Source organism: Gaetbulibacter jejuensis (assembly GCF_039524015.1).
GTDB classification, from domain to species: domain Bacteria; phylum Bacteroidota; class Bacteroidia; order Flavobacteriales; family Flavobacteriaceae; genus Gaetbulibacter_B; species Gaetbulibacter_B jejuensis.
Genome location: NZ_BAAAGF010000004.1, coordinates 58,724 through 78,433 on the forward strand (window position 1 = coordinate 58,724; position 19,710 = coordinate 78,433).

The 19,710-nt window shown below is 34.0% G+C and carries 15 protein-coding genes; 7 read left to right on the forward strand and 8 right to left on the reverse strand.

Going from position 1 to position 19,710, the window contains the following annotated elements:
* Positions 1-401: 401 nt before the first annotated feature.
* The 5 genes from ABD011_RS12255 to ABD011_RS12275 form a co-directional block, all read right to left on the reverse strand.
* Positions 402-905, reverse strand: a complete 504-nt coding sequence (locus ABD011_RS12255; RefSeq protein ID WP_343798643.1) for a GbsR/MarR family transcriptional regulator — start codon at positions 903-905, stop codon at positions 402-404.
* A gap of 46 nt (positions 906-951) precedes the next feature.
* Positions 952-1,731 (reverse strand): hypothetical protein, encoded by a 780-nt coding sequence (locus tag ABD011_RS12260; protein WP_343798645.1) that lies wholly within the window; start codon positions 1,729-1,731, stop codon positions 952-954.
* A 26-nt stretch (positions 1,732-1,757) separates the two neighbouring features.
* Entirely contained in the window at positions 1,758-3,794 is a 2,037-nt protein-coding gene (locus ABD011_RS12265; RefSeq protein ID WP_343798647.1) for a M3 family metallopeptidase, read from the reverse strand.
* 208 nt (positions 3,795-4,002) lie between these two features.
* Positions 4,003-4,482, reverse strand: a complete 480-nt coding sequence (purE, locus tag ABD011_RS12270; protein WP_129761468.1) for a 5-(carboxyamino)imidazole ribonucleotide mutase — start codon at positions 4,480-4,482, stop codon at positions 4,003-4,005.
* Between the two features lie 3 nt (positions 4,483-4,485).
* Positions 4,486-5,640, reverse strand: coding sequence for a 5-(carboxyamino)imidazole ribonucleotide synthase (locus ABD011_RS12275; RefSeq protein ID WP_343798649.1), 1,155 nt, complete (start codon positions 5,638-5,640; stop codon positions 4,486-4,488).
* A gap of 126 nt (positions 5,641-5,766) precedes the next feature.
* Between ABD011_RS12275 and ABD011_RS12280 the strand changes: the two genes are divergently transcribed.
* The 4 genes from ABD011_RS12280 to ABD011_RS12295 are packed head-to-tail and all read left to right on the forward strand — an operon-like array spanning position 5,767 to position 9,222.
* Positions 5,767-6,876 (forward strand): adenylate kinase, encoded by a 1,110-nt coding sequence (locus tag ABD011_RS12280; protein WP_262733194.1) that lies wholly within the window; start codon positions 5,767-5,769, stop codon positions 6,874-6,876.
* A 57-nt stretch (positions 6,877-6,933) separates the two neighbouring features.
* A complete protein-coding gene (obgE, locus tag ABD011_RS12285) occupies positions 6,934-7,947 on the forward strand; it encodes a GTPase ObgE (RefSeq protein ID WP_131508102.1) in 1,014 nt (337 codons plus the stop codon).
* 29 nt (positions 7,948-7,976) lie between these two features.
* Positions 7,977-8,495 carry a DUF4136 domain-containing protein gene (locus ABD011_RS12290; protein ID WP_343798653.1) on the forward strand — a complete coding sequence of 173 codons (519 nt, stop codon included), beginning with the start codon at positions 7,977-7,979 and terminating at the stop codon, positions 8,493-8,495.
* A 7-nt stretch (positions 8,496-8,502) separates the two neighbouring features.
* Positions 8,503-9,222: an SDR family oxidoreductase gene (locus tag ABD011_RS12295; RefSeq protein ID WP_343798655.1), complete on the forward strand. Its 720-nt coding sequence runs from the start codon at positions 8,503-8,505 to the stop codon at positions 9,220-9,222.
* 34 nt (positions 9,223-9,256) lie between these two features.
* Here the strand turns inward: ABD011_RS12295 and ABD011_RS12300 are convergent, their stop codons facing one another.
* Positions 9,257-15,379, reverse strand: coding sequence for an alpha-2-macroglobulin family protein (locus ABD011_RS12300; RefSeq protein ID WP_343798657.1), 6,123 nt, complete (start codon positions 15,377-15,379; stop codon positions 9,257-9,259).
* A gap of 181 nt (positions 15,380-15,560) precedes the next feature.
* On the opposite strand from ABD011_RS12300, the gene ABD011_RS12305 reads away from it, so the two are divergent.
* The 3 genes from ABD011_RS12305 to ABD011_RS12315 all read left to right on the forward strand — a co-directional run bounded on the left by ABD011_RS12305 (position 15,561) and on the right by ABD011_RS12315 (position 18,608).
* Complete coding sequence (locus ABD011_RS12305) at positions 15,561-16,301, forward strand: tetratricopeptide repeat protein (RefSeq protein ID WP_343798659.1); 741 nt, start codon at positions 15,561-15,563, stop codon at positions 16,299-16,301.
* A 135-nt stretch (positions 16,302-16,436) separates the two neighbouring features.
* Positions 16,437-17,792, forward strand: a complete 1,356-nt coding sequence (locus ABD011_RS12310; RefSeq protein WP_343798661.1) for a UDP-N-acetylmuramate--L-alanine ligase — start codon at positions 16,437-16,439, stop codon at positions 17,790-17,792.
* A 159-nt stretch (positions 17,793-17,951) separates the two neighbouring features.
* Positions 17,952-18,608 (forward strand): hypothetical protein, encoded by a 657-nt coding sequence (locus ABD011_RS12315; RefSeq protein WP_131508114.1) that lies wholly within the window; start codon positions 17,952-17,954, stop codon positions 18,606-18,608.
* 8 nt (positions 18,609-18,616) lie between these two features.
* Here ABD011_RS12315 and ABD011_RS12320 read toward each other — a convergent pair whose 3' ends face one another.
* Together ABD011_RS12320 and ABD011_RS12325 are read right to left on the reverse strand one after the other, a co-directional pair.
* The gene (locus tag ABD011_RS12320) at positions 18,617-19,204 is read right to left on the reverse strand and encodes an FMN-binding negative transcriptional regulator (RefSeq protein WP_343798664.1); all 588 of its coding nucleotides are present in this window, start codon (positions 19,202-19,204) and stop codon (positions 18,617-18,619) included.
* Positions 19,204-19,653, reverse strand: coding sequence for a DUF1569 domain-containing protein (locus ABD011_RS12325; protein WP_134199488.1), 450 nt, complete (start codon positions 19,651-19,653; stop codon positions 19,204-19,206). The genes ABD011_RS12320 and ABD011_RS12325 overlap by 1 nt, the downstream gene beginning before the upstream one ends.
* Positions 19,654-19,710: the final 57 nt, after the last annotated feature.

A 19,710-nucleotide genomic window follows, 5' to 3' on the forward strand; every position in this document is an offset into this window, starting at 1 on the left:
TGTTTTAAAGTTTTTGATTTTACTAAGTATGTTAAACATAAAATATTGTTATAGTGCAATATTGCTAGACCAATAATAATTATACCTAAATGACAACTGATAGAATTGACTGCTTCAGAAAAAGAATTTACCTTTTCCCAATACGAGATTGTTACAATAGCGTAGCCTAGATTTAATAGATAATAACCTGTTAGTAGGAGATTATTAATGTTTTTTACAATTGATTTTTTTTGATGAAATAAGTGTAATAGATAGACTTCACCATAACTGTAAAATAACCAACCAACTCTAATCATAATGAAGAATATAATTGGAATATATATACAGTATGTTATGATGTTATAATTCATTTTAATATTTTTAAACTTTCAATAAATTTTGAAAGTACGTTTTAAATTTTTTTATTTAAAGAGTTTAAGTAACGACTTTGTTAACCAATTTTGTTGCTGGTTTACCACTTTGTTTATCATAGTATCCATTGTGTCGGTTAGCTCATGTAATGCTTTAGTTTGTTTTATAAGTTCTTTAGTTTTTTCAGTGCCATCATCTTTTATAGATGATACATCTTTTAGTATTTTAACGACTGGTTTAATTTCACGTCTGCTTCGTTCTTTGGCGACAATTCGTGCTAATTCTTGTACATTTTTTTCGGTAGTGAAATATTCTTTACGCTCACCAGGAATAATTTCTTTGGTTACAATTCCCCAATCCATTAATTGTCTTAAGTTCATGCTAGTGTTGCCTCTAGAAATCTTAAGTTCTTCCATAATGTCTTCCATAGACAAGGGTTTTGTGGAAATAAAAAGCAGTGCTTGAATTTGCGCCATGGCTTTATTTATTCCCCAAAGCGAACCTAAACTTCCCCAAGTGCTAATAAATTTTTCTTTTGCTTCTTGATATTCCATAGAGCAAATATATAAAATATTTTAAACTTTCAAAAATTATTGAAAGTTATTTTATTTGCAAATGAATATGATCATCATGTCTTACGGCTTGACACCCATGAAATCGGATTTTTGAATAATTCTGCAACTGCAATTGTTGCTTCAAATATGGCTCAATGAAGATTTTTTGAGTATTGGAGTTGTTAACGAATTCTAACACTAGAGTCCTAGTGCTTTTTTCATCTAGAGTTAATTCATTTATTTTTCCAAAGGATAAGTATTTTGGAAAGTCGTATTGCCAATAGCCTTTATATTTGCATTTTTCTGATGTTTGGTTTGTTGAATTGACATAAACTCCATATCCTGAAATAGAAGGTTTTTTATTGGTAGGCATTCCTTTATTATCTAAATATTGAAATGAAATATCAATTTTTTTACCATCATTATGACTTAAATGTGGTAGCAACGGAAAACCATTAAAAAAAGGAAAGTTAGCATCTAGATAAGTAATTGAAATGTTGCTGGGTTTTAAATCTGCAGCTGAAGTTATTAACAGATTACTTAATTCAGGAGTTACATAATTTCTAAAAAGTAAAGGGTATGCTATATTTCTTGGTTTAAGTTCTGAACTGAAAATAGGTAACTTTTCACGACCAAATATTTTAGCAATTGGCGGAACAACTAAAAGGTTAAAGACTAAATATAAAAGTGGAAATGTATAGCGCTTTTTAGTTTTCATCTTTTTTGAAACAAAAACAGATAAAAGCCATACAATTCCACCAACTTGTGTAATTACAGTTAGAGATAGAATAACGCAGATATGTACTAAAAGCTTTAAAAACTTCATAAAACAACAACGTTATTTAATCATAATTATTTCTCAATCAAACCAGCACGTTTTAGTAGTGCTTCTGGTTGAGGTTCTTTTCCTCTAAATCGTTTGTAAAGCGTCATAGGGTCTTCAGTTCCTCCTTGTGAAAGCACATTGTCCTTAAACTTCTGTGCAACATTTTTACTAAAAATGCCTTCTTCTTTAAAAAACTCAAATGCATCAGCATCTAATACTTCAGCCCATTTGTAGCTGTAATAACCAGATGAATATCCACCTTGGAAAATGTGGGAAAACGAGGTGCTCATACAATTTTCAGCAACATCAGGATAAAGTTTCGTGTTCTCAAATGCTTTTTGTTCGTGTGCTTTTACTGAATTTATTGTTTCTGGTGCTTCGTTAGCATGCCAACTCATATCCAGTAACCCAAAACTTAACTGACGCAAAGTTTGCATACCTTCATGAAACGTAGCTGAAGCTTTTATTTTTTCAATTAAATCCATTGGGATTACTTCTCCAGTTTCATAATGTGTTGCAAATAGCTCTAAAGCTTCTTTCTCGTAACACCAGTTTTCCAACACCTGACTTGGTAATTCTACAAAGTCCCAAAACACACTTGTACCAGATATGCTTGGGTAGGTAGTGTTGGCTAACATACCATGTAAAGCGTGACCAAACTCGTGAAAAAGTGTGGTAACTTCATTAAAGGTTAGAAGTGAAGGTTTGGTTTTTGTAGGTTTGGTAAAGTTGCAAACTATAGAAATGTGAGGTCTGCTATTTTCGCCATTTTTCACATATTGTGGTTTGTACACAGTCATCCACGCACCATTACGTTTTCCTGCTCTTGGGAAAAAGTCAGCGTAAAAAACCGAAATATAATTACCGTCACTATCAGCCACTTTGTAAGTAAGCACATCGTCGTGGTATTTATCAATCGTGTTGATTTCTTCAAACTGTAAACCGTATAGTTTTTCGGCAATGGTAAACACGCCATTAATAACGTTTTCAAGTTGAAAATATGGTTTTAGCTTTTCGTCATCTAAATCGAATAGCTTTTGTTTTAATTTTTCAGAATAATAACCACCATCCCATTTTTGTAATTGCTCAATACCATCTAGTTCTTTAGCAAAATCGCTTAATGTTTTAAACTCACGTTCGGCAGCTGGTTTAGCCTTTTCTAATAAATTGTTTAAAAAGGTGTTTACAGTTTCAGGATTTTTTGCCATACGCTCTTCTAAAACAAAATGCGCATGCGTTTTGTATCCTAATAAGTTAGCACGTTGATGACGTAGTTTGGCAATTTTTAAAACAATGTCTTGATTGTCTAATGTATCATTGTTAAACCCTTTTGCTCCAAAAGCTAAAGCTAGTTTTTTACGCAGCTCACGATTTTTAGCATAGGTCATAAACGGTATGTAGCTTGGATATTGTAAGGTAATCATCCAACCGTCTTTACCTTTTTGTTCGGCAGTTTGTTTGGCTTCTTCTTTGGCACTTTCTGGTAAACCATCTAAATCGGCTTCATTAGTAATGTGAAGTTCATATTTGTTGGTTTCGGCCAATACGTTTTCGCCAAATTTTAGTTTTAGTTTACTTAATTCTTTATCAATGTCACGAAGCTGTTGCTTTTTGTCTTCAGGCAAGTTGGCTCCATTTCTAGAAAACCCTTTATATTTTTTATTAAGAAGTGTTAACTGTTCGGTTGTTAAATCTAAACTGTCTTTGGCATCGTAAACGGCTTTAACACGTTTAAATAACGTTTCGTTTAAAGTAATATCATTACTGAATTCAGATAATAAAGGTGAAACCTCTTGAGCAATCTTTTGGATTTCGTCGTTGGTTTCAGCAGAATTTAAATTGAAGAATATACTTGAGATTCTATCTAACTGTTCACCTGAAAAATCTAAAGCTTCAATAGTATTTTGAAATGTTGGTGCTTCCGTATTGTTGGTTATGGCATCAATTTCTGCTTTTGCATCTTCAATTCCTTTTTTAATTGCAGGAAGAAAATCCTCGTTCTTTATTTTTGAAAACGGAGCAGTATGAAATTGAGTGTCAAAGGGTTTGTTTAAAATATTCATTTTAAGTGCTATTAATTGTTAAAGTCAGTGTGATATTTTTCCTACTAAGAAATTGAAATACTGAATATTAACTTTTTTTTTAGGTTTTTATTTAAAATATAATTTTATCTTTGCGGCAGATTTTTCATAAGAGTTTTAAAGAGAGCTCTTTAAAGAAATAATTGATTAATAGCGTTAAAAACCTCGGCTTTCTGTCGAGGTTTTTTTGTTATAAATCTTTAGCAGATTCTATTACCTTGGCTTTCAGACCTTCTTTGTAAACCATTATTTTATCTAGAACACATTGGTCAGAGCTACCAATAATTTGAGCAGCTAAAATTCCTGCATTTTTTGCACCATTTAAAGCCACAGTTGCAACAGGAACACCACCAGGCATTTGAAGAATAGATAAAACAGAATCCCAACCATCAATAGAGTTGCTGCTTTTTACAGGAACACCAATAACAGGTAGTGGAGATAAAGAAGCTACCATACCAGGTAAGTGTGCTGCACCACCAGCTCCAGCAATAATTACTGAGATGCCTCTTGTATGTGCGTTTTTACCGTAATCGAACAGTTTTTCAGGTGTACGATGAGCCGAAACAATATCAACTTCTATATCTATATCAAATCCTTTTAGTATATCAATAGCGTCTTGCATAACAGGCAAATCGCTTTTACTTCCCATAATGATTCCTACTTTGCTCATAGTTTATTTGCTTATAACTTTAATGGTTTTCTTTACTTGTTCAGCTACACGTCTTGCTTCGTTTATATCTTCATTTACAATGGTTACATGTCCCATTTTTCTAAACGGACGTGTTTGTTTTTTTCCGTATATATGAGGTGTAACACCTTCTAGTTTCATTATTTCAGCAATGTTTTCATAAACAACATCTCCTGTATGACCTTCGGCTCCTACCAAATTTACCATAATTCCACCAACTTTACTATCGGTTTGCCCTAATGGTAAATTAAGAATAGCACGTAAGTGTTGTTCAAACTGTGAAGTGTAACTCGCTTCAATAGTTTGATGCCCCGAATTGTGAGGTCTTGGAGCCACTTCATTAACTAAAATCTCATCGTTTTTAGTCTGAAACATTTCAACCGCTAAAAGTCCAACATGGTTAAATGCTTTAGAAACATTTAAAGCCACTTCACGAGCTTTTTGCGCAACAGTGTCATCAATTCGTGCAGGACAAATAACATATTCGACTTGGTTGGCTTCAGGATGAAATTCCATTTCAACTACTGGATACGTTTTTATATCACCATCAACATTTCTAGCCACAATAACTGCGAGTTCATTTTTAAACGGAATCATGTCTTCTGCAATACACTCAACATTTGGCAAACCTTCTAAATCCTCTATAGTTCTTACAACTTTTACACCATTACCATCATAACCAAACTGTGCGCTTTTCCATACAAAAGGGAGTTGTAAGCCTCCATTGTGAATAGCTTCTTTAATTTCAGAAGTGTAAGCGAATCGAGTAAAATCGGCTGTAGGGATGTTATGGTCTTTATAAAACAGTTTTTGTGTTGCTTTATTTTGAATGGTTCTCAAAGTTTTTGAAGAAGGATATACTTTTACGCCTTCTTTTTCTAGAGCTTCAAGTGCATTTGTGTTTACGTTTTCAATCTCAAAGGTTAAAACGTCAACCTGTTTTCCAAAATTGTAAACCGCATCAAAATCCATTAAATCACCAAGTTGAAACTCGTCGCATGCAATTTTACAAGGTGCTTCGTTGCTAGCATCCAGTACTTTAGTGTGGATGTCAAATTTTCTGGTATTGTAAAGCATCATTTTACCAAGTTGTCCACCACCAAGAATACCTAGCTTAAATTCTGAAGAGAAAAAATTCATTGTGTTGATTTTCCACAAAAGTACAAATCAAAACCCTCTGAAAAAACTAAAATCTTAACAATCTAAACGAGAATTCGCAAAACGTTAATCAAATGATTATCTTTGCATTTCTAAAATTAAAAACAAGTGATAAAGCTTCACGATTTACATTTTAAACCGTTTATTTCTGAAGACGAAATTCAAGCGACTGTAGAGCACATGGTTACTGCCATAGCAAACGACTTGCAAGATGAAGTGCCAGTGTTTGTTGGGATCTTAAATGGGTCGTTTATGTTTGTAAGCGATTTTGTAAAGAAATACCCAAAACCTTGTGAAGTTACTTTTATAAAACTAGCGTCTTATGAAGGTTTAAAATCTACTGACGATATTCAGCGTCTAGTAGGTTTAACACAAGATTTAACAGGCAGAACTGTTGTAATTTTAGAAGACATTATCGACTCTGGTAAAACACTGGCTGAAGTTCATAGAATTTTCAAAAACGAAAATGTAAAAGAACTTAAAATAGCGACCTTGTTTTATAAACCAGAAGCCTATAAGAAAGATTTTAAACTACATTATGTTGGTATGGAAATTCCTAATAAATTCATAGTTGGTTACGGACTTGACTATGATGGATTGGGTAGAGATTTGCCAGCTATATATCAATTAAAAACCACACAACACATGACTAATTTTGTCCTATTTGGACCTCCAGGAGCAGGAAAAGGCACACAAGCCGAATTTTTAAAAGAAAAATACAGTTTAGTACACATTTCTACAGGAGATGTGTTTAGATTCAATATTAAAAATGAAACCGCTCTTGGCATGTTAGCAAAATCATACATGGACAAAGGAGAGTTGGTTCCTGACCAAGTAACTATTGATATGCTTAATGCTGAAGTAGAAAAAAATGCTGATGCTAAAGGGTTCATTTTTGATGGTTTTCCACGTACCAATGCACAGGCTGAAGCATTAGATAAATTAATGGATCAAAAGGACTCTCAAATTAATGCTATGATTGCTCTTGAAGTTGATGATGAAGTTTTAGTGCAACGTTTATTAGAGCGTGGTAAAACTAGTGGTAGAGCTGATGATGCTGATGAAAACATTATTAGAAACCGAATTAAAGAATACTACAAAAAAACAGCCATACTTAAAGATTACTATTCTGCACAAGACAAATATTATGGTGTAGATGGTGTTGGTAGTATTGAAGATATTACTGAGCGATTAAGTGCTGTTATAGATTCGTTATAATTTTATTTGGGTTTAAAAATTTATAACTTTTAAACTTTCAACTTTTAAACTCATACAATGACTGAAGGTAATTTTGTCGATTACGTAAAACTACACGTTGCTTCCGGAAATGGAGGCAAAGGTTCTGCGCATTTACATCGTGAAAAATATATAGAAAAAGGAGGTCCAGATGGTGGTGATGGTGGACGAGGAGGTCACGTTATTATTCGTGGTAATGCTAACCTATGGACATTGTATACCTATAAATTTAAAAGGCACTTTAGAGCTGAACATGGTGAGCATGGAGGTAAGAGTAGAAGCACAGGAGCCGATGGAGCAGATGTGTACATGGATGTGCCACTAGGGACTGTAATTAGAGATAAAGAAACTAACGAAATCCTTTTTGAAATTACCGAAAATGGCGAGGAAAAAATCATTGCCAAAGGTGGTATGGGAGGACGTGGAAACTGGCATTTTAAAAGTTCTACTAACCAAACACCACGATATGCGCAACCTGGAATTCCCGGAGAAGATCGTGACATTATTCTTGAGCTTAAAATTTTAGCTGATGTTGGTTTAGTGGGTTTCCCTAATGCAGGAAAATCTACACTACTTTCAGTGGTTACAGCTGCTAAACCTAAAATTGCCGATTACGAGTTTACTACCTTAAAACCTAACCTAGGTATTGTAGAGTATAGAGATCATCAATCATTTGTAATTGCTGACATTCCTGGAATTATCGAAGGTGCTGCAGAAGGAAAAGGACTTGGACATTATTTCCTTCGTCATATTGAGCGTAACTCAGTATTGTTGTTTTTAATTCCTGCGGATGCTGATGATATTAAAAAACAGTATGATATTTTACTAGATGAATTAAAGCGCTACAATCCTGAAATTTTAGATAAAGAACGTTTTATAGCTATCTCTAAAAGTGATATGCTAGATGACGAGTTAAAAGCAGAGCTTAAAGAAGAATTAGATAATGAACTCCCAGTAGATTATATGTTTATGTCTTCAGTAGCGCAACAAGGTCTTCAAGAACTTAAAGATAAACTTTGGCAAATGCTTAACGCAAAACCTGCTGATGAGTAATTAATTTCGTAACTTTAAATAAAAAAGTTATGAGATATTTATCATTAATAGTTGTGCTGTTTTTGGTGTCTTGCGCTCCAATTAGAGTGAATTACGACTACGAAACTGCAACCGACTTTACAACTTATAAAACCTATAATTATTACGCCAATATCCAATCAGGGTTAAACGAACTGGATACTAACCGTTTAATGAACGCTTTAGACGAAGAGCTTCAAAGTAAAGGGCTCACTTTGTCTGAAACACCAGACTTCTTTATAGATATTAAAAGCGATGAGTTTCAAGAAGCAAACCGAAGTTCGGTTGGTGTTGGTCTAGGTGGAGGAGGACGTAATGTAGGAGGAGGCGTTTCTATTGGAATTCCTGTTGGACAATCAAATCTCAATCGTCAAATTATTATCGATTTTGTTGATGAAAACGGTGTTGGTTTGTTTTGGCAAGCCGTAAGTGAAGACAGTTTTAATCCAAATGCTAAACCAGATAAACGCGAAGCTAAGTTCAAAGCTATTGTGGTAAAGATTTTAGAAAATTATCCACCAAAAAAATAATTTATATATGTTACAAAATAAAGTTGCACTCATTACAGGAGGCACAAAAGGTATTGGCTATGGCATTGCTAAATGTTTAATGGATCAAGGTGTTCATGTTGCCATAACTAGTAGAAGTAGTGCAAGGTCACATGAAATTGCAGGTAAATTAAACGCGTCAAGTAAATCAGGCGCAAAAGCTATTGGACTCAAAGCCGATGTTACTGATTTTAAAAGCCAACAAGACGCTGTAAAAGACGTGGTCTCCCAATTTGGACAGTTGGATGTTGTAATTGCTAATGCAGGTGTTGGTCATTTTGCAAGTATTGAAGATATTACGTTACAGCAATGGCAAGATACTATTGATACTAACCTTACAGGAGCATTTTATACTATTAAGGCAAGTGTTGATGCTTTAAAAAATAGTCAAGGCTATTATATTTCTATTTCCAGTCTAGCAGGAACCAATTTCTTTGCGAATGGTTCTGCTTATAATGCCAGTAAGTTTGGTGTTACAGGTTTTACACAAGCGGTTATGTTAGATTTGCGTAAGTATGGTATTAAAGTAAGTACTATTATGCCAGGATCAGTATCTACACATTTTAATGGTAATGAACCAAGTGATAAAGATGCTTGGAAAATTCAAAGTGAAGATATTGGTGAATTGGTTGTTGATTTATTAAAAATGAATCCAAGAACCTTACCTAGTAAAATAGAGGTTAGGCCAACAACGCCACCAAGTAAATAATAAAAAGGCTTCAAATTTTTGAAGCCTTTTTTATTTAATTATTAACTGAAATTCTCACGCCTTCACTATGGCTACTAAACTCTGGTGCATACATACTTTGAATGGTTGTGATGCCATTACTCATATCTCCAGAATTGTTTACACGTAAGTCGTATTCAAACACATAAATTCCTTTTGGTAAGTAATCAAAGAAGAAATTTGTACTTGCATCTTTGGTCGCTTCATAATAGCCTAATCCATCTTGCCATTTGTATTGCGACATTACATTAACAGGTTCTAGTCCTGCTGCTCGCATATCTTTCATGTGGACAAATTCCATAGCGCGATCACTACGTAATTCTATACGTACACGAACCAAATCGCCAACTTCTAAATAAGTTTCAGAAGTAATTTCTGTAAGCTCTTCACCAGTATCAGTATTATTCTTTTTAAATAATTTCTTCTGAAGTTTTAAAGGTGTTTCAGCAGAAGTTATATTATCTAAATCTTCAAAATATTGCCAATATAAACTTCCCCAAGCAATGCCATTTCCTTTTTTGGTGAGTTTTACTTCTGCCATTTCAGGTTTAATTTCGCTAGTATTCCAAGATGTTTTATAATAACCAGTTCCTGCTTCAACTTTTACAGCTTCTAATTTTGAAGGTTCAACAGGTTTATTACCTAAAACAACATCAACCATTTCGGTAACGCTTAACCAATCGCTGCCTTGTAATAGCAATGCGTAAACTGCTTCGGTAGTTGCTTTTGTGGTTTTCCACTGATTGGTTTGCTTGTTTTTAAGTAACCATATTTTTAGGTTGTCTACAGTTTTGGTGTCATTTTCAATTTCTGAAAACGCTTCAATCAGCAACGCTTGCGTTTCAATAGGTGCTTGATACCAATACCAAGAGCTTGTGTTTTCTTTCCAGTACATACCTAATTCTTCTGAAGTAATACTGTTTTCTTTCAATGACTTTAAGATTTTAGAAGCTGTTTTGTCATCTTCCATTCTGTGTGTAATTAAAGCCATTAATCCTTTAGCATACAACGAACGTGATAACCAATATTTTTCTATTTGTGTGTGGTAATATTTGGTAATGTCTTCAACTTCTTTTGATGTTTTAATTTCAGGGAAAAAGCTTCGCATGTACAAATAATGCAATTGTGTATAGCTCAAATGGTCTTTGTCTAAATCTACTTTGCTATTGTATTTTTTAAGGTCTTTATATTCTTTTACAAATTCAGCATCTAGATATTCCATAGCATGTTCTATCATATACTGCTCTTCAAAACCAGAGGTTACATTTAAGTGTTTTAAATGCCCAAAACCAGTAATAATATGTTGTGTAATGTAACGGTTTTCGCGTCCACCTTTAAACCAAGACCAAGCACCATTGCTCATTTGGTTTTGTTGTAACTTACGTAATGCAGATTGTAATTCTTTGTTCATTTTATTCATGTCAAACAACAAAGCGATACGTTTCTTTTGTTCGGTTTCACTTTGTGCATCGCGTAACCATGGCGTTTCTTGAATAAGAATAGATTTTAATTCTTCATTTTTTTCAAGATTATTGATTAATGCATCTTGAGATGCCCATTGATTGAAAACCTCTTGTATTCTAGGATTGCTGTTTGCGATATGACTTGCCAACGCATTTGCATAGTAACGACTAAAGGTTTGCTCATTACAATCATACGGATATTCCATAAGGTAAGGCAATGCTTGAACAGCATACCACGCAGGATTAGAGGTCATCTCTAAAGTAAGCTTATGATGTTTTAAGGTTGTAGATGCGTTGTTTTTAAGCTTGTCTAGAGTAAACGTTCTGGTTTCGTTACTTTTTATCCACATCGGTAATGTTTCGGTGACTAACATTCTGTTAGTTAGCACAGGTAATGCACTTTGTTCACCATCACTAAAATCACCAGATTTTGCTATAATTTTATATTGAATAGCACTCACATTATCAGGAATGTTTAGCGTCCATGACACTTGAGTATTACCTTTTGCATCTACAGAAAAGGTTTCAACTATGTTGGAACTGATAAGATCTTGATTAATATCCTTTCCTGAAATAGCATCTGTTAACTCTAATTTAGCTTGTCCTGAAAGCGCTCCTTCAGTAAGATTAGCAATTTTGGTGCTAATGGTAATAACATCACCTTGACGTAAAAAACGAGGTGTATTTGGTAATACCATTAACTCTTTTTGAGTTACGGTTTCAAAACTGCTTACAGCACTATGAAGCGTTTTGGTATGTGCTAAAAGTTGCAATTTCCATTTGGTTAAGGCTTCTGGTGTTGTGAAATTAAAACTCACGTTTCCGTTTTCATCGGTTTGTAACTGCGGAAAGAAAAATGCGGTTTCTTGAAGGTTTTTTCTAATTACTACATTGTCAAATTTAGTAATCTCACTTAATAACATATTTGTTCCACCTATTTCGACTTTTTTATTAGGAACAACTTTGGCTTTTTTCATTAGAAAATAAGCTTCAGAATTTTCTAGGTCCTCTGAGGAACTGAATTTTCCATCTCTTACAAAATAAACAGTGTCAGCTGATGGAGATGCAACAATTTCATCTAATTCCATCTCTTCAGCAGCAGAAAAAGTTCTCATGGATTCTTCTCGTAACTCTAAACCAGCAACTCGTCCTCGTAACATGTGATAGTTACTTCCAAAAGACAACCCAAACCAATTAAGTTGGTCGTACTGTTGCTGCTCAAAACGTTTAGGGATTAGTGAAGGATTAAACACTCTAAAACCTTGAGCGCCAAAACTGCGAGACCCATTTCGGTTATGGTTGGAGTAATAGGTTGGTTGTTGTATTGGGTTAAACGTCCAGTTGTGAGCTTTAAATTGGTCTAAAGAGGCATCGTACATGCTTGCCAACAACTCAGAACTTACTTTTTCACCTTTAGAACCTTTAATTTTAAAACTCCAAGTTTCATCAGCTCCAGGTTGTAGCTTATCTCTAAAGGTTAGGGTTTCTATCTCTAAATCGGTTTTAGGATATGGTACAGTAATAGGCAATGTTGAACTGACAAAACTGTTGTAAGCCGCAAAACTATAATGAATAGCAAAACCACCAATATCATCACTAGTTACAGGAATAGTAATGGTTTTTTTAGTGTTGCTTAACGGAATAATAAATGTCTTGATGATGTCTTGGTCTTTCTCAACTTCAAGCGTTACAATAATATCTTCAGCAGCTGAACCTAAAGTGACCAATACACTTTGATTGGCACTATAAGTTGACTTGTCTGTTGTAATACTGAATAGTTGATTGTCTGCCAAAGTTTTGTCTTTGTCACTAAATAGTGTAGTTTTAGCTTGGTCTTTTACCAATTGACCAAACTTGTCTTCACTTTCTAAAACAATAATGTATTGACCAGATTCCCATCTTTTAATGGTACCTAGTTTAACCTCTTTTGAGGTTTCGGTATCAAAAGATTTGGTTAATACCAATGCGCCTTTTTCCCAATTGTCTGGATTATGTTCGTTACTATAAGCTTCATGAGGAAACTTGCTTGTAAATTCTTCTTTAGAAATAACTTGATAATCTGGAGCATCCCATGTACGCTGTCTTAAAACTCTGTCAGGAGCATTTAATTTATATACTTTAAGCGTTCCTTTAGCAGCAACAAATTCACCATTAAGGTTTTTGGTATTAATACTAATAGTGTGGTCTTTTTTGTTTTTGTCTAATGTGTTGTTAACCGAAATAGAAGCCATTAATGCATGGTAACCTACATTAACAATAGCTGTGGCACTGCGTGTTTCACCATTTAAGTCGGTAACATCAGCAGTAATTTCATAATTGAAAACAGGCAAACTGCTTTTATCAACACTTTCATCAGGAAGCGCTTTAAAGGTGATTTCAAATTCACCTTTGCTGTTGGTTATGCTTTCACCATGTGTTATTTCTTGAGGTTCGCTATTAAACCAAGGACGATACCAATAGTACCAATCAGGATATTGCACTTTTCGATGTACACGATAAACCACTTTAGCATCAGTAATGTTGCTTCCTGCATAAGCTAAAGCAGTTCCTTTTACAGTTACCGAGTCGTTAACTTTGTAGGTTTCGGTAACAGGATTAAACTTGGTTTCAAACTTAGGACGTTTGTATTCTTCAACCGAAATTGAACTTGAAGCATGAATATCGTTGCTGCTAGCTTTTAAATCAAGTGTGTAATTACCAGTAAGTCCGTTGCTAGGTAGTATAAACTCTCCTGAAATAGAACCAAACTCATTGGTTTTTAGGTGTAATTCCTTTACAACTTCATAGTTGGTGTCATACAGTACAACGCTTAATTTTTCATTTGTTAAAACCTCAGATTTTCCATCTTTGGCTTTCATGGCTATACTCTTAAAATAAACGGTTTGTCCTGGTCTGTAAATGCTTCTATCAGTAAATAAAAATGCTCGATAAGTGGTTATGATATCATCTCTCCAACCATAATTTCTTAAATAGAATCCGTTAAAAAAAGCGATTTCGCCTTTGCGTTCAGCATAAATACTAAGGTCGTAAAAGAAATCATTTTTATGCTTTTTTAGTTTGAATTCACCATTTTGATTTGTGGTTAATTCTTCGGTAATGTAGCTGCGATTATAGTCTTTTTTATAAGAAATTTTTACGTCCAAACCAGCAATTGGTTGTCCATTTTCCCTTTCAATAATTTGGTAAATATGATGGGTTTTGTCTGATTTTTCAACAACTGCCATATCAGTGACCTGAAGGATTTGGGTTGCAAATGTCTTGTCTTCATTATCAACACTTGCCATTATGATATACTGACCATTGTTTAATTTTGGTAAAATCACTTCGGTAGTGTGCAATTGGTAATCATTTTCATTTTTCAATTCTACTTGCCATTGCTCAGTAACTTTTAGTTTGTTGATGTAGTTCAGGCGTTCTTCAGCATCATATAATTTGTTATAAGCTGTAGCTTCTGAACTAGTTACTTTATAAGCTTTAAAATGCAATTGGTTAATGTTTTTATACTTTACCAAAGCTTTGCCATACTGCTGAATTTGTAAAAAGCGTTCAGTAGTAATTTGAAGGTTGCTTTGCAAAATCATGCCTTTAAGAACTTCACATTTTTCAGCACCTCTACTTTCAGGAAATTTTTGTATTACTGCGTTACAAAGTTCTAAGGCTTCTTTAGTTTTCCATCTCACATCAGCATTTGTTCTAGGTACATACTTATTACCTTGTTGATAAAGCGTCCAAGCAATGTGGTAACTATATAAAGCTGAGGTTTCATGTGTGTTCCAAAGCTCTTGTGAAGCTTTTAAGGTATCTAGAAGAAGACTTTCGGTATTATCTAAAATGCTTTTTTGAGATACAAACAGTAAACGGTCAATATCAGCATCAACTAATGCATAAGGTTCTTTATCTTTTACGTGAAATTGTATCAGGTCTTGATAAATTTTGAGCGCATGTAGTTGTAACGAAGTAGAATCTTTTGATGTAATGTTTAGGTTAGCAAATGTTTTGGCATCACTTAAATAGTTTGCATTGTCAATTTCAAATTGATAAGCAGGTTTGGTAATGCTGTTTTCGTCGGTTTTATAAAACGCTAATGCATTGTGATTTAAAAGGTCAAAAAGTGTTGGTCTATAACGTTTAGATTCAGTTGCTTTAAGTAAAATATCATCATAGTTTACCATAGGTGTTTGCTGAAGTATGAGTCCGTTTTTTAAAGAATTTTGATAATGCAAATGAATGTCGTTAAACAAGGTTTGTAAATCCCAAGTTCTAAAATCGGTACTATCCACTTTGGTTTCAGTATGCGTACGGTTGTAGAAAAGGTATCTGTTTTGTTGAAAATATTGCCAATACATTGTGGCAAGCATATTTTCCAATACATTTTTAACAGGTGTTTCGCTAGTGCTAATTTCAGCTTTAAACTCATTAATAATATTGAGTTGCGCATCTTCTTCTAGCGTTAAAGCATATTTACTTTTGTAGATAAGTGTTTTAATGTTTTGTGGAGCATTGTTGTCTTTTTTGGCAAGTGTTCTTATTTGCTCCACAACTTCTAAAGCCGATTTTGGTAAACCGTCAGTTTCAAACTGACTGACCTTTTTCCAGAGATCGTCATAATTATTGGACTGAGCATGTGTGTGGTTTGCAAAAAGAATTATCATCAAAAGTGCTATAAGTTGTTTCATAAATATGCGTTTTCTTCAAAACTAACTTCAAAATGTATTCCAAAAAACGATGAATTAGTAAAGTATAGTATTGGTTGAGTTAAAGTAGCCATTTTTTAAGAGACTAAGAAACAGAATTAGGTTATAAAAACAATAACATTTGAATTTGAAAGTTTAGATTTGTAATAGTAATTAAAGACGTATGAAATTATTTTTTGCTTTTCTTTTATTTCCATTGGTACTGATTGGACAGTCAAAAACTGTAGAGCAGATTCATACGCTTTTAGACAATAATCAACTTGAACAAGCAAAAACCTTAGCGCTTAAATATCATAAAGAAAATCCAAACAATCTCGAAGCTATTGAAGTTTTGGGTGATGTTTATGGTTACCAAAAAGATTGGGACAACGCTATAGAGAACTATGAAAAATTGGTTGAAGCTAAACCCAATGTGGCTAATTACCATTACAAGTATGGAGGAGCTCTTGGTATGAAAGCTAAATCGGTTAGTAAGTTTAGAGCGTTAGGCTTAATTGGAGATGTTGAAGACGCATTTTTAACAGCAGCAAATTTAGACGCTAACCACATTGATACTCGTTGGGCTTTGGTACATTATTATCTTGAGGTTCCAGGAATTATAGGTGGAAGCTCAAAAAAAGCAATGAAGTATGCCAAGGAACTCTTTGCCATTTCTCCAGTTGATGGATATTTGGCAATGGGTCATGTGCATGAAGACGAAAAAGAATATGGACCAGCTGAAAGCAATTATAAAAATGCAGTGAGAGTAGGAGGTTCTATTAAGTGCTACACGCATTTAATCGATTTGTATGAAAAGCGAGAGAATTATGAGTTGGCAATAAAAACTATTGACGAAGCCTATGCGAGTCTTAAAGATGAAAGTTTGTTAACTCGTAAAGCTAAACTTGAAAGCAAGCGACCTTAACCCAAGCTTGAAAAAGATAGAAAAACTTGTGACTTCAAACTTCGGTCTTCCAGCATCAATTAGTATATTTACTTTTTAATTTAATCCTGTGTTAACAGGAATTTCTCGAAGTAACATTTCGAATTATTTTTTACTATGAACGTACATTTTATAGCTATAGGTGGTGCAGCTATGCACAATTTGGCCATTGCATTACATAACAAAGGTTATCAAGTAACAGGAAGCGACGATACTATTTTTGATCCTTCAAAAACTCGCTTAGAAAACAAGGGTTTGTTACCAGAAGCTTTTGGTTGGTTTCCTGAAAAAATTACAGCAGATTTAGATGCAGTCGTTTTAGGTATGCATGCCAAAGCTGATAATCCAGAGTTGCTTAAAGCTCAAGAATTAGGCTTAAAAATTTATAGTTATCCAGAGTTTTTGTACGAACAGTCAAAAGAAAAAACACGTGTTGTTATTGGTGGAAGCCATGGTAAAACCACTATTACGTCTATGATTTTGCACGTGATGCATTATCACGATCGTGATGTCGACTATATGGTTGGTGCGCAACTTGAAGGGTTTGATGTTATGGTAAAACTCACAGATGACAACGATTTTATCGTGTTAGAAGGTGATGAATATTTAAGTTCACCAATAGACAGACGACCAAAGTTTCACTTGTACAAACCTAACATTGCCTTGTTAAGTGGTATTGCTTGGGATCATATTAATGTATTTCCAACCTATGAAAACTATGTAGAGCAATTCAGCATTTTTGTTGATAGTATTGTTCGCGGTGGAAGTGTGACATATAATGCTGAAGATGCTGAAGTTGCTAGAGTAGTAGAAGCTAGTGAAAATACCATACGTAAGCTACCATATTACACACCAGAATATACGGTTGAAGATGGCGAAACCCTATTAGAAACTCCAGAAGGTCCTTTACCTATTGAAGTATTTGGTAAGCATAATTTAAATAATCTTGCAGGAGCTAAATGGATTTGCCAACACATGGGAATTGACGAAGACGATTTTTATGAAGCTATTGCAACCTTTAAAGGCGCTAGTAAACGTTTGGAGAAAATAGCTGAAAGCGCAACCAGTGTTGCTTACAAAGATTTTGCGCACTCACCAAGTAAGGTAGAAGCCACAACAAAAGCGGTTAAAGAGCAGTATAAAAACAGAACGCTAGTTGCGTGTTTAGAACTGCATACCTATTCTAGTTTAAATGCTGAATTTTTAAAAGAATACAAAGGTGCTTTAGATGCTGCTGATGTTGCAGTGGTATTTTATAGTCCGCATGCTGTGGAAATAAAAAAGCTAGATGCAGTAACGCACGAGCAAATTGCCAAAGCGTTTGAGCGTGATGATTTAATTATTTATACCAATCCTGACGATTTTAAAAACTACTTATTCTCTCAAGATTTTAAAGACAAAGCCTTGTTGTTAATGAGTTCTGGGAATTATGGCGGATTGGATTTTGATGCCATTAAAGGATTGATTGGGTAGTTTGTCATTCCGTACTTCGATGCGGAATCTTCTTTGTTTCTTTGGGTTTTACATCAAATAACATAATAATCCCAACCCCTTTTCGTTAAGGAGTATATCAACCAACAATACTTTTTTATAAAATAGAACTACGTTATTAATCGACTAATTTTTTCAAAAATGAAACGTAGTATTTTCTTTCTAGCTTTTTTAACATTGATTTTCTCTTGCAATTCAGGTGATAGTTCACAACCTCAGTCTGAAAGCGAAAACAATTTTTACGCCTTAACTGTAGGTAATTTATGGGAGTATAGATGGTATGGCATCGATAATGAGGGGAATGAAAACCCAATGGATTTACATGAAACAATTTCAATTGTAGGAATGGAGGAAATCAATGACAATTTATATTATAAATTCAGTCGAACAATAACTGGGAATTTTAATGGAAATTATGGTTTTGTGCCAGAAAACGGAGAGCATTTTGAATATTATAGAGATTCCCTAGGGTATTTAGTTAATAGTGAAGGAGGAATTAAATTTTCTAACAATATTAATGACTCTTTTATAATATATCCTTCTTATGAAGAGAATTCGGGAATAGTAAATAGTATTGCAGAAACTCAAGCTGAAATCGTTATGTATGATACCGAAGCAGGTACTTTTGATTGCCTTGAGTTAATAGTATCTTTTGTAAGGGATGATGGCTTTATTTATCCTGCTAAAAATCGCGTTTATTATTCTGATGGAATTGGGTTGGTTAAAGATGATCATGTTTTTCTTTCAGCAGAAACTGCTGGTTACTACAGGAAATTACAAAGTTATTCTTTTCAGTAACTGAGAAATCAAAATATATTATCCAAAAAAGTTTTAATGTTATTCTGGTTTTGTTTAATCAGTTCGTCTTTAGCCAATTCAAAATCTTTTTTATTTCGGTTTTGGGAGAGTTTAAACTTGCCTTCCCAAGCAGTAATTGTAATTTTAAAACCCTTTACATAAGGCAGGTATGCATCCATTTTAGGGTTGTCAGGTTCTAGTACATACGTGTTATCAGGTTCAAGAAACTCGGTCATTGCAATCATGCTTTGCTTTATGGCTTCAGGATTATCAATTTCGGCAACCGTTCCTTTAAGATGTACTTTTACATAATTCCATGTTGGGAGTTGTTCGGTACTGTAAATACTTGGCGATATGTAACATTCAGGTCCAGAAAAAATAACCGTTACAGCTTGGTTGTTGTTAAGTAGTTCGACTTGCGGATTAAACATATCTAAATGGCCAATAAGGGCTTCGTTTTTGTAAATCAAAGGTAAATGCGTTACTAAAGGTTCATTGTTTTTCACCGAAATAAGCGTCGCCAAAGGATACTGTTGCATCACAGCAATCATGTGAGCTTTATTGTCATCCTGATGTATTTTTGGAGGATAGTTCATTACACCCCAAATTGTTTTAAATGATGGTCAAGATGCTTATACTGCATTTGTCCCCATTGTTCTGAATTAAACTTACCAAACATAGGATGTTCAGGCCACTGGGTTTGCGTTTTTTTAGCGTGAAACTTATCAATTTCAGTGAGTAACTTTGATTTTTCAGGATCAAATTCAGTATCAGTCGTAACTACAAATTCTTTAGCTGTTGGTAATCCTTGTTTCCAAGGTTTATCGTTGTATAATGAGGATTTAAACATTGAAAACAACGCACGTTTAAAGGCATTTGGTCTTTCAAGTTTTAACTCGCCTACAGCAACCTGTAACGGAAATTGGCAGTGTGTTAACATTTGAGAGACATTCATTTTTCCCCATTGTGGTTTGTGAGTTGGAGATAGTTGTTCTAAACGAGATTTTATTTCTGTAACTGCGTCTTCTGAAAACAATGATTTCATAATAAGTTTTTAAAAGGTTGAATGGATAAAAAATTGCTTCTGAAAGTTACAATATTT

What these genes read in the sequence shown, in the direction of transcription:
- ABD011_RS12310 (WP_343798661.1), top strand. Translation starts at nt 16,437, where the DNA reads ATGAACGTACATTTTATAGCTATAGGTGGTGCAGCTATGCACAATTTG.
- ABD011_RS12320 (WP_343798664.1), bottom strand. Translation starts at nt 19,204, where the DNA reads ATGAACTATCCTCCAAAAATACATCAGGATGACAATAAAGCTCACATG.
- ABD011_RS12305 (WP_343798659.1), top strand. Translation starts at nt 15,561, where the DNA reads ATGAAATTATTTTTTGCTTTTCTTTTATTTCCATTGGTACTGATTGGA.
- ABD011_RS12315 (WP_131508114.1), top strand. Translation starts at nt 17,952, where the DNA reads ATGAAACGTAGTATTTTCTTTCTAGCTTTTTTAACATTGATTTTCTCT.
- obgE (WP_131508102.1), top strand. Translation starts at nt 6,934, where the DNA reads ATGACTGAAGGTAATTTTGTCGATTACGTAAAACTACACGTTGCTTCC.
- ABD011_RS12325 (WP_134199488.1), bottom strand. Translation starts at nt 19,653, where the DNA reads ATGAAATCATTGTTTTCAGAAGACGCAGTTACAGAAATAAAATCTCGT.
- ABD011_RS12300 (WP_343798657.1), bottom strand. Translation starts at nt 15,379, where the DNA reads ATGAAACAACTTATAGCACTTTTGATGATAATTCTTTTTGCAAACCAC.
- ABD011_RS12255 (WP_343798643.1), bottom strand. Translation starts at nt 905, where the DNA reads ATGGAATATCAAGAAGCAAAAGAAAAATTTATTAGCACTTGGGGAAGT.
- purE (WP_129761468.1), bottom strand. Translation starts at nt 4,482, where the DNA reads ATGAGCAAAGTAGGAATCATTATGGGAAGTAAAAGCGATTTGCCTGTT.
- ABD011_RS12275 (WP_343798649.1), bottom strand. Translation starts at nt 5,640, where the DNA reads ATGAATTTTTTCTCTTCAGAATTTAAGCTAGGTATTCTTGGTGGTGGA.
- ABD011_RS12260 (WP_343798645.1), bottom strand. Translation starts at nt 1,731, where the DNA reads ATGAAGTTTTTAAAGCTTTTAGTACATATCTGCGTTATTCTATCTCTA.
- ABD011_RS12290 (WP_343798653.1), top strand. Translation starts at nt 7,977, where the DNA reads ATGAGATATTTATCATTAATAGTTGTGCTGTTTTTGGTGTCTTGCGCT.
- ABD011_RS12295 (WP_343798655.1), top strand. Translation starts at nt 8,503, where the DNA reads ATGTTACAAAATAAAGTTGCACTCATTACAGGAGGCACAAAAGGTATT.
- ABD011_RS12265 (WP_343798647.1), bottom strand. Translation starts at nt 3,794, where the DNA reads ATGAATATTTTAAACAAACCCTTTGACACTCAATTTCATACTGCTCCG.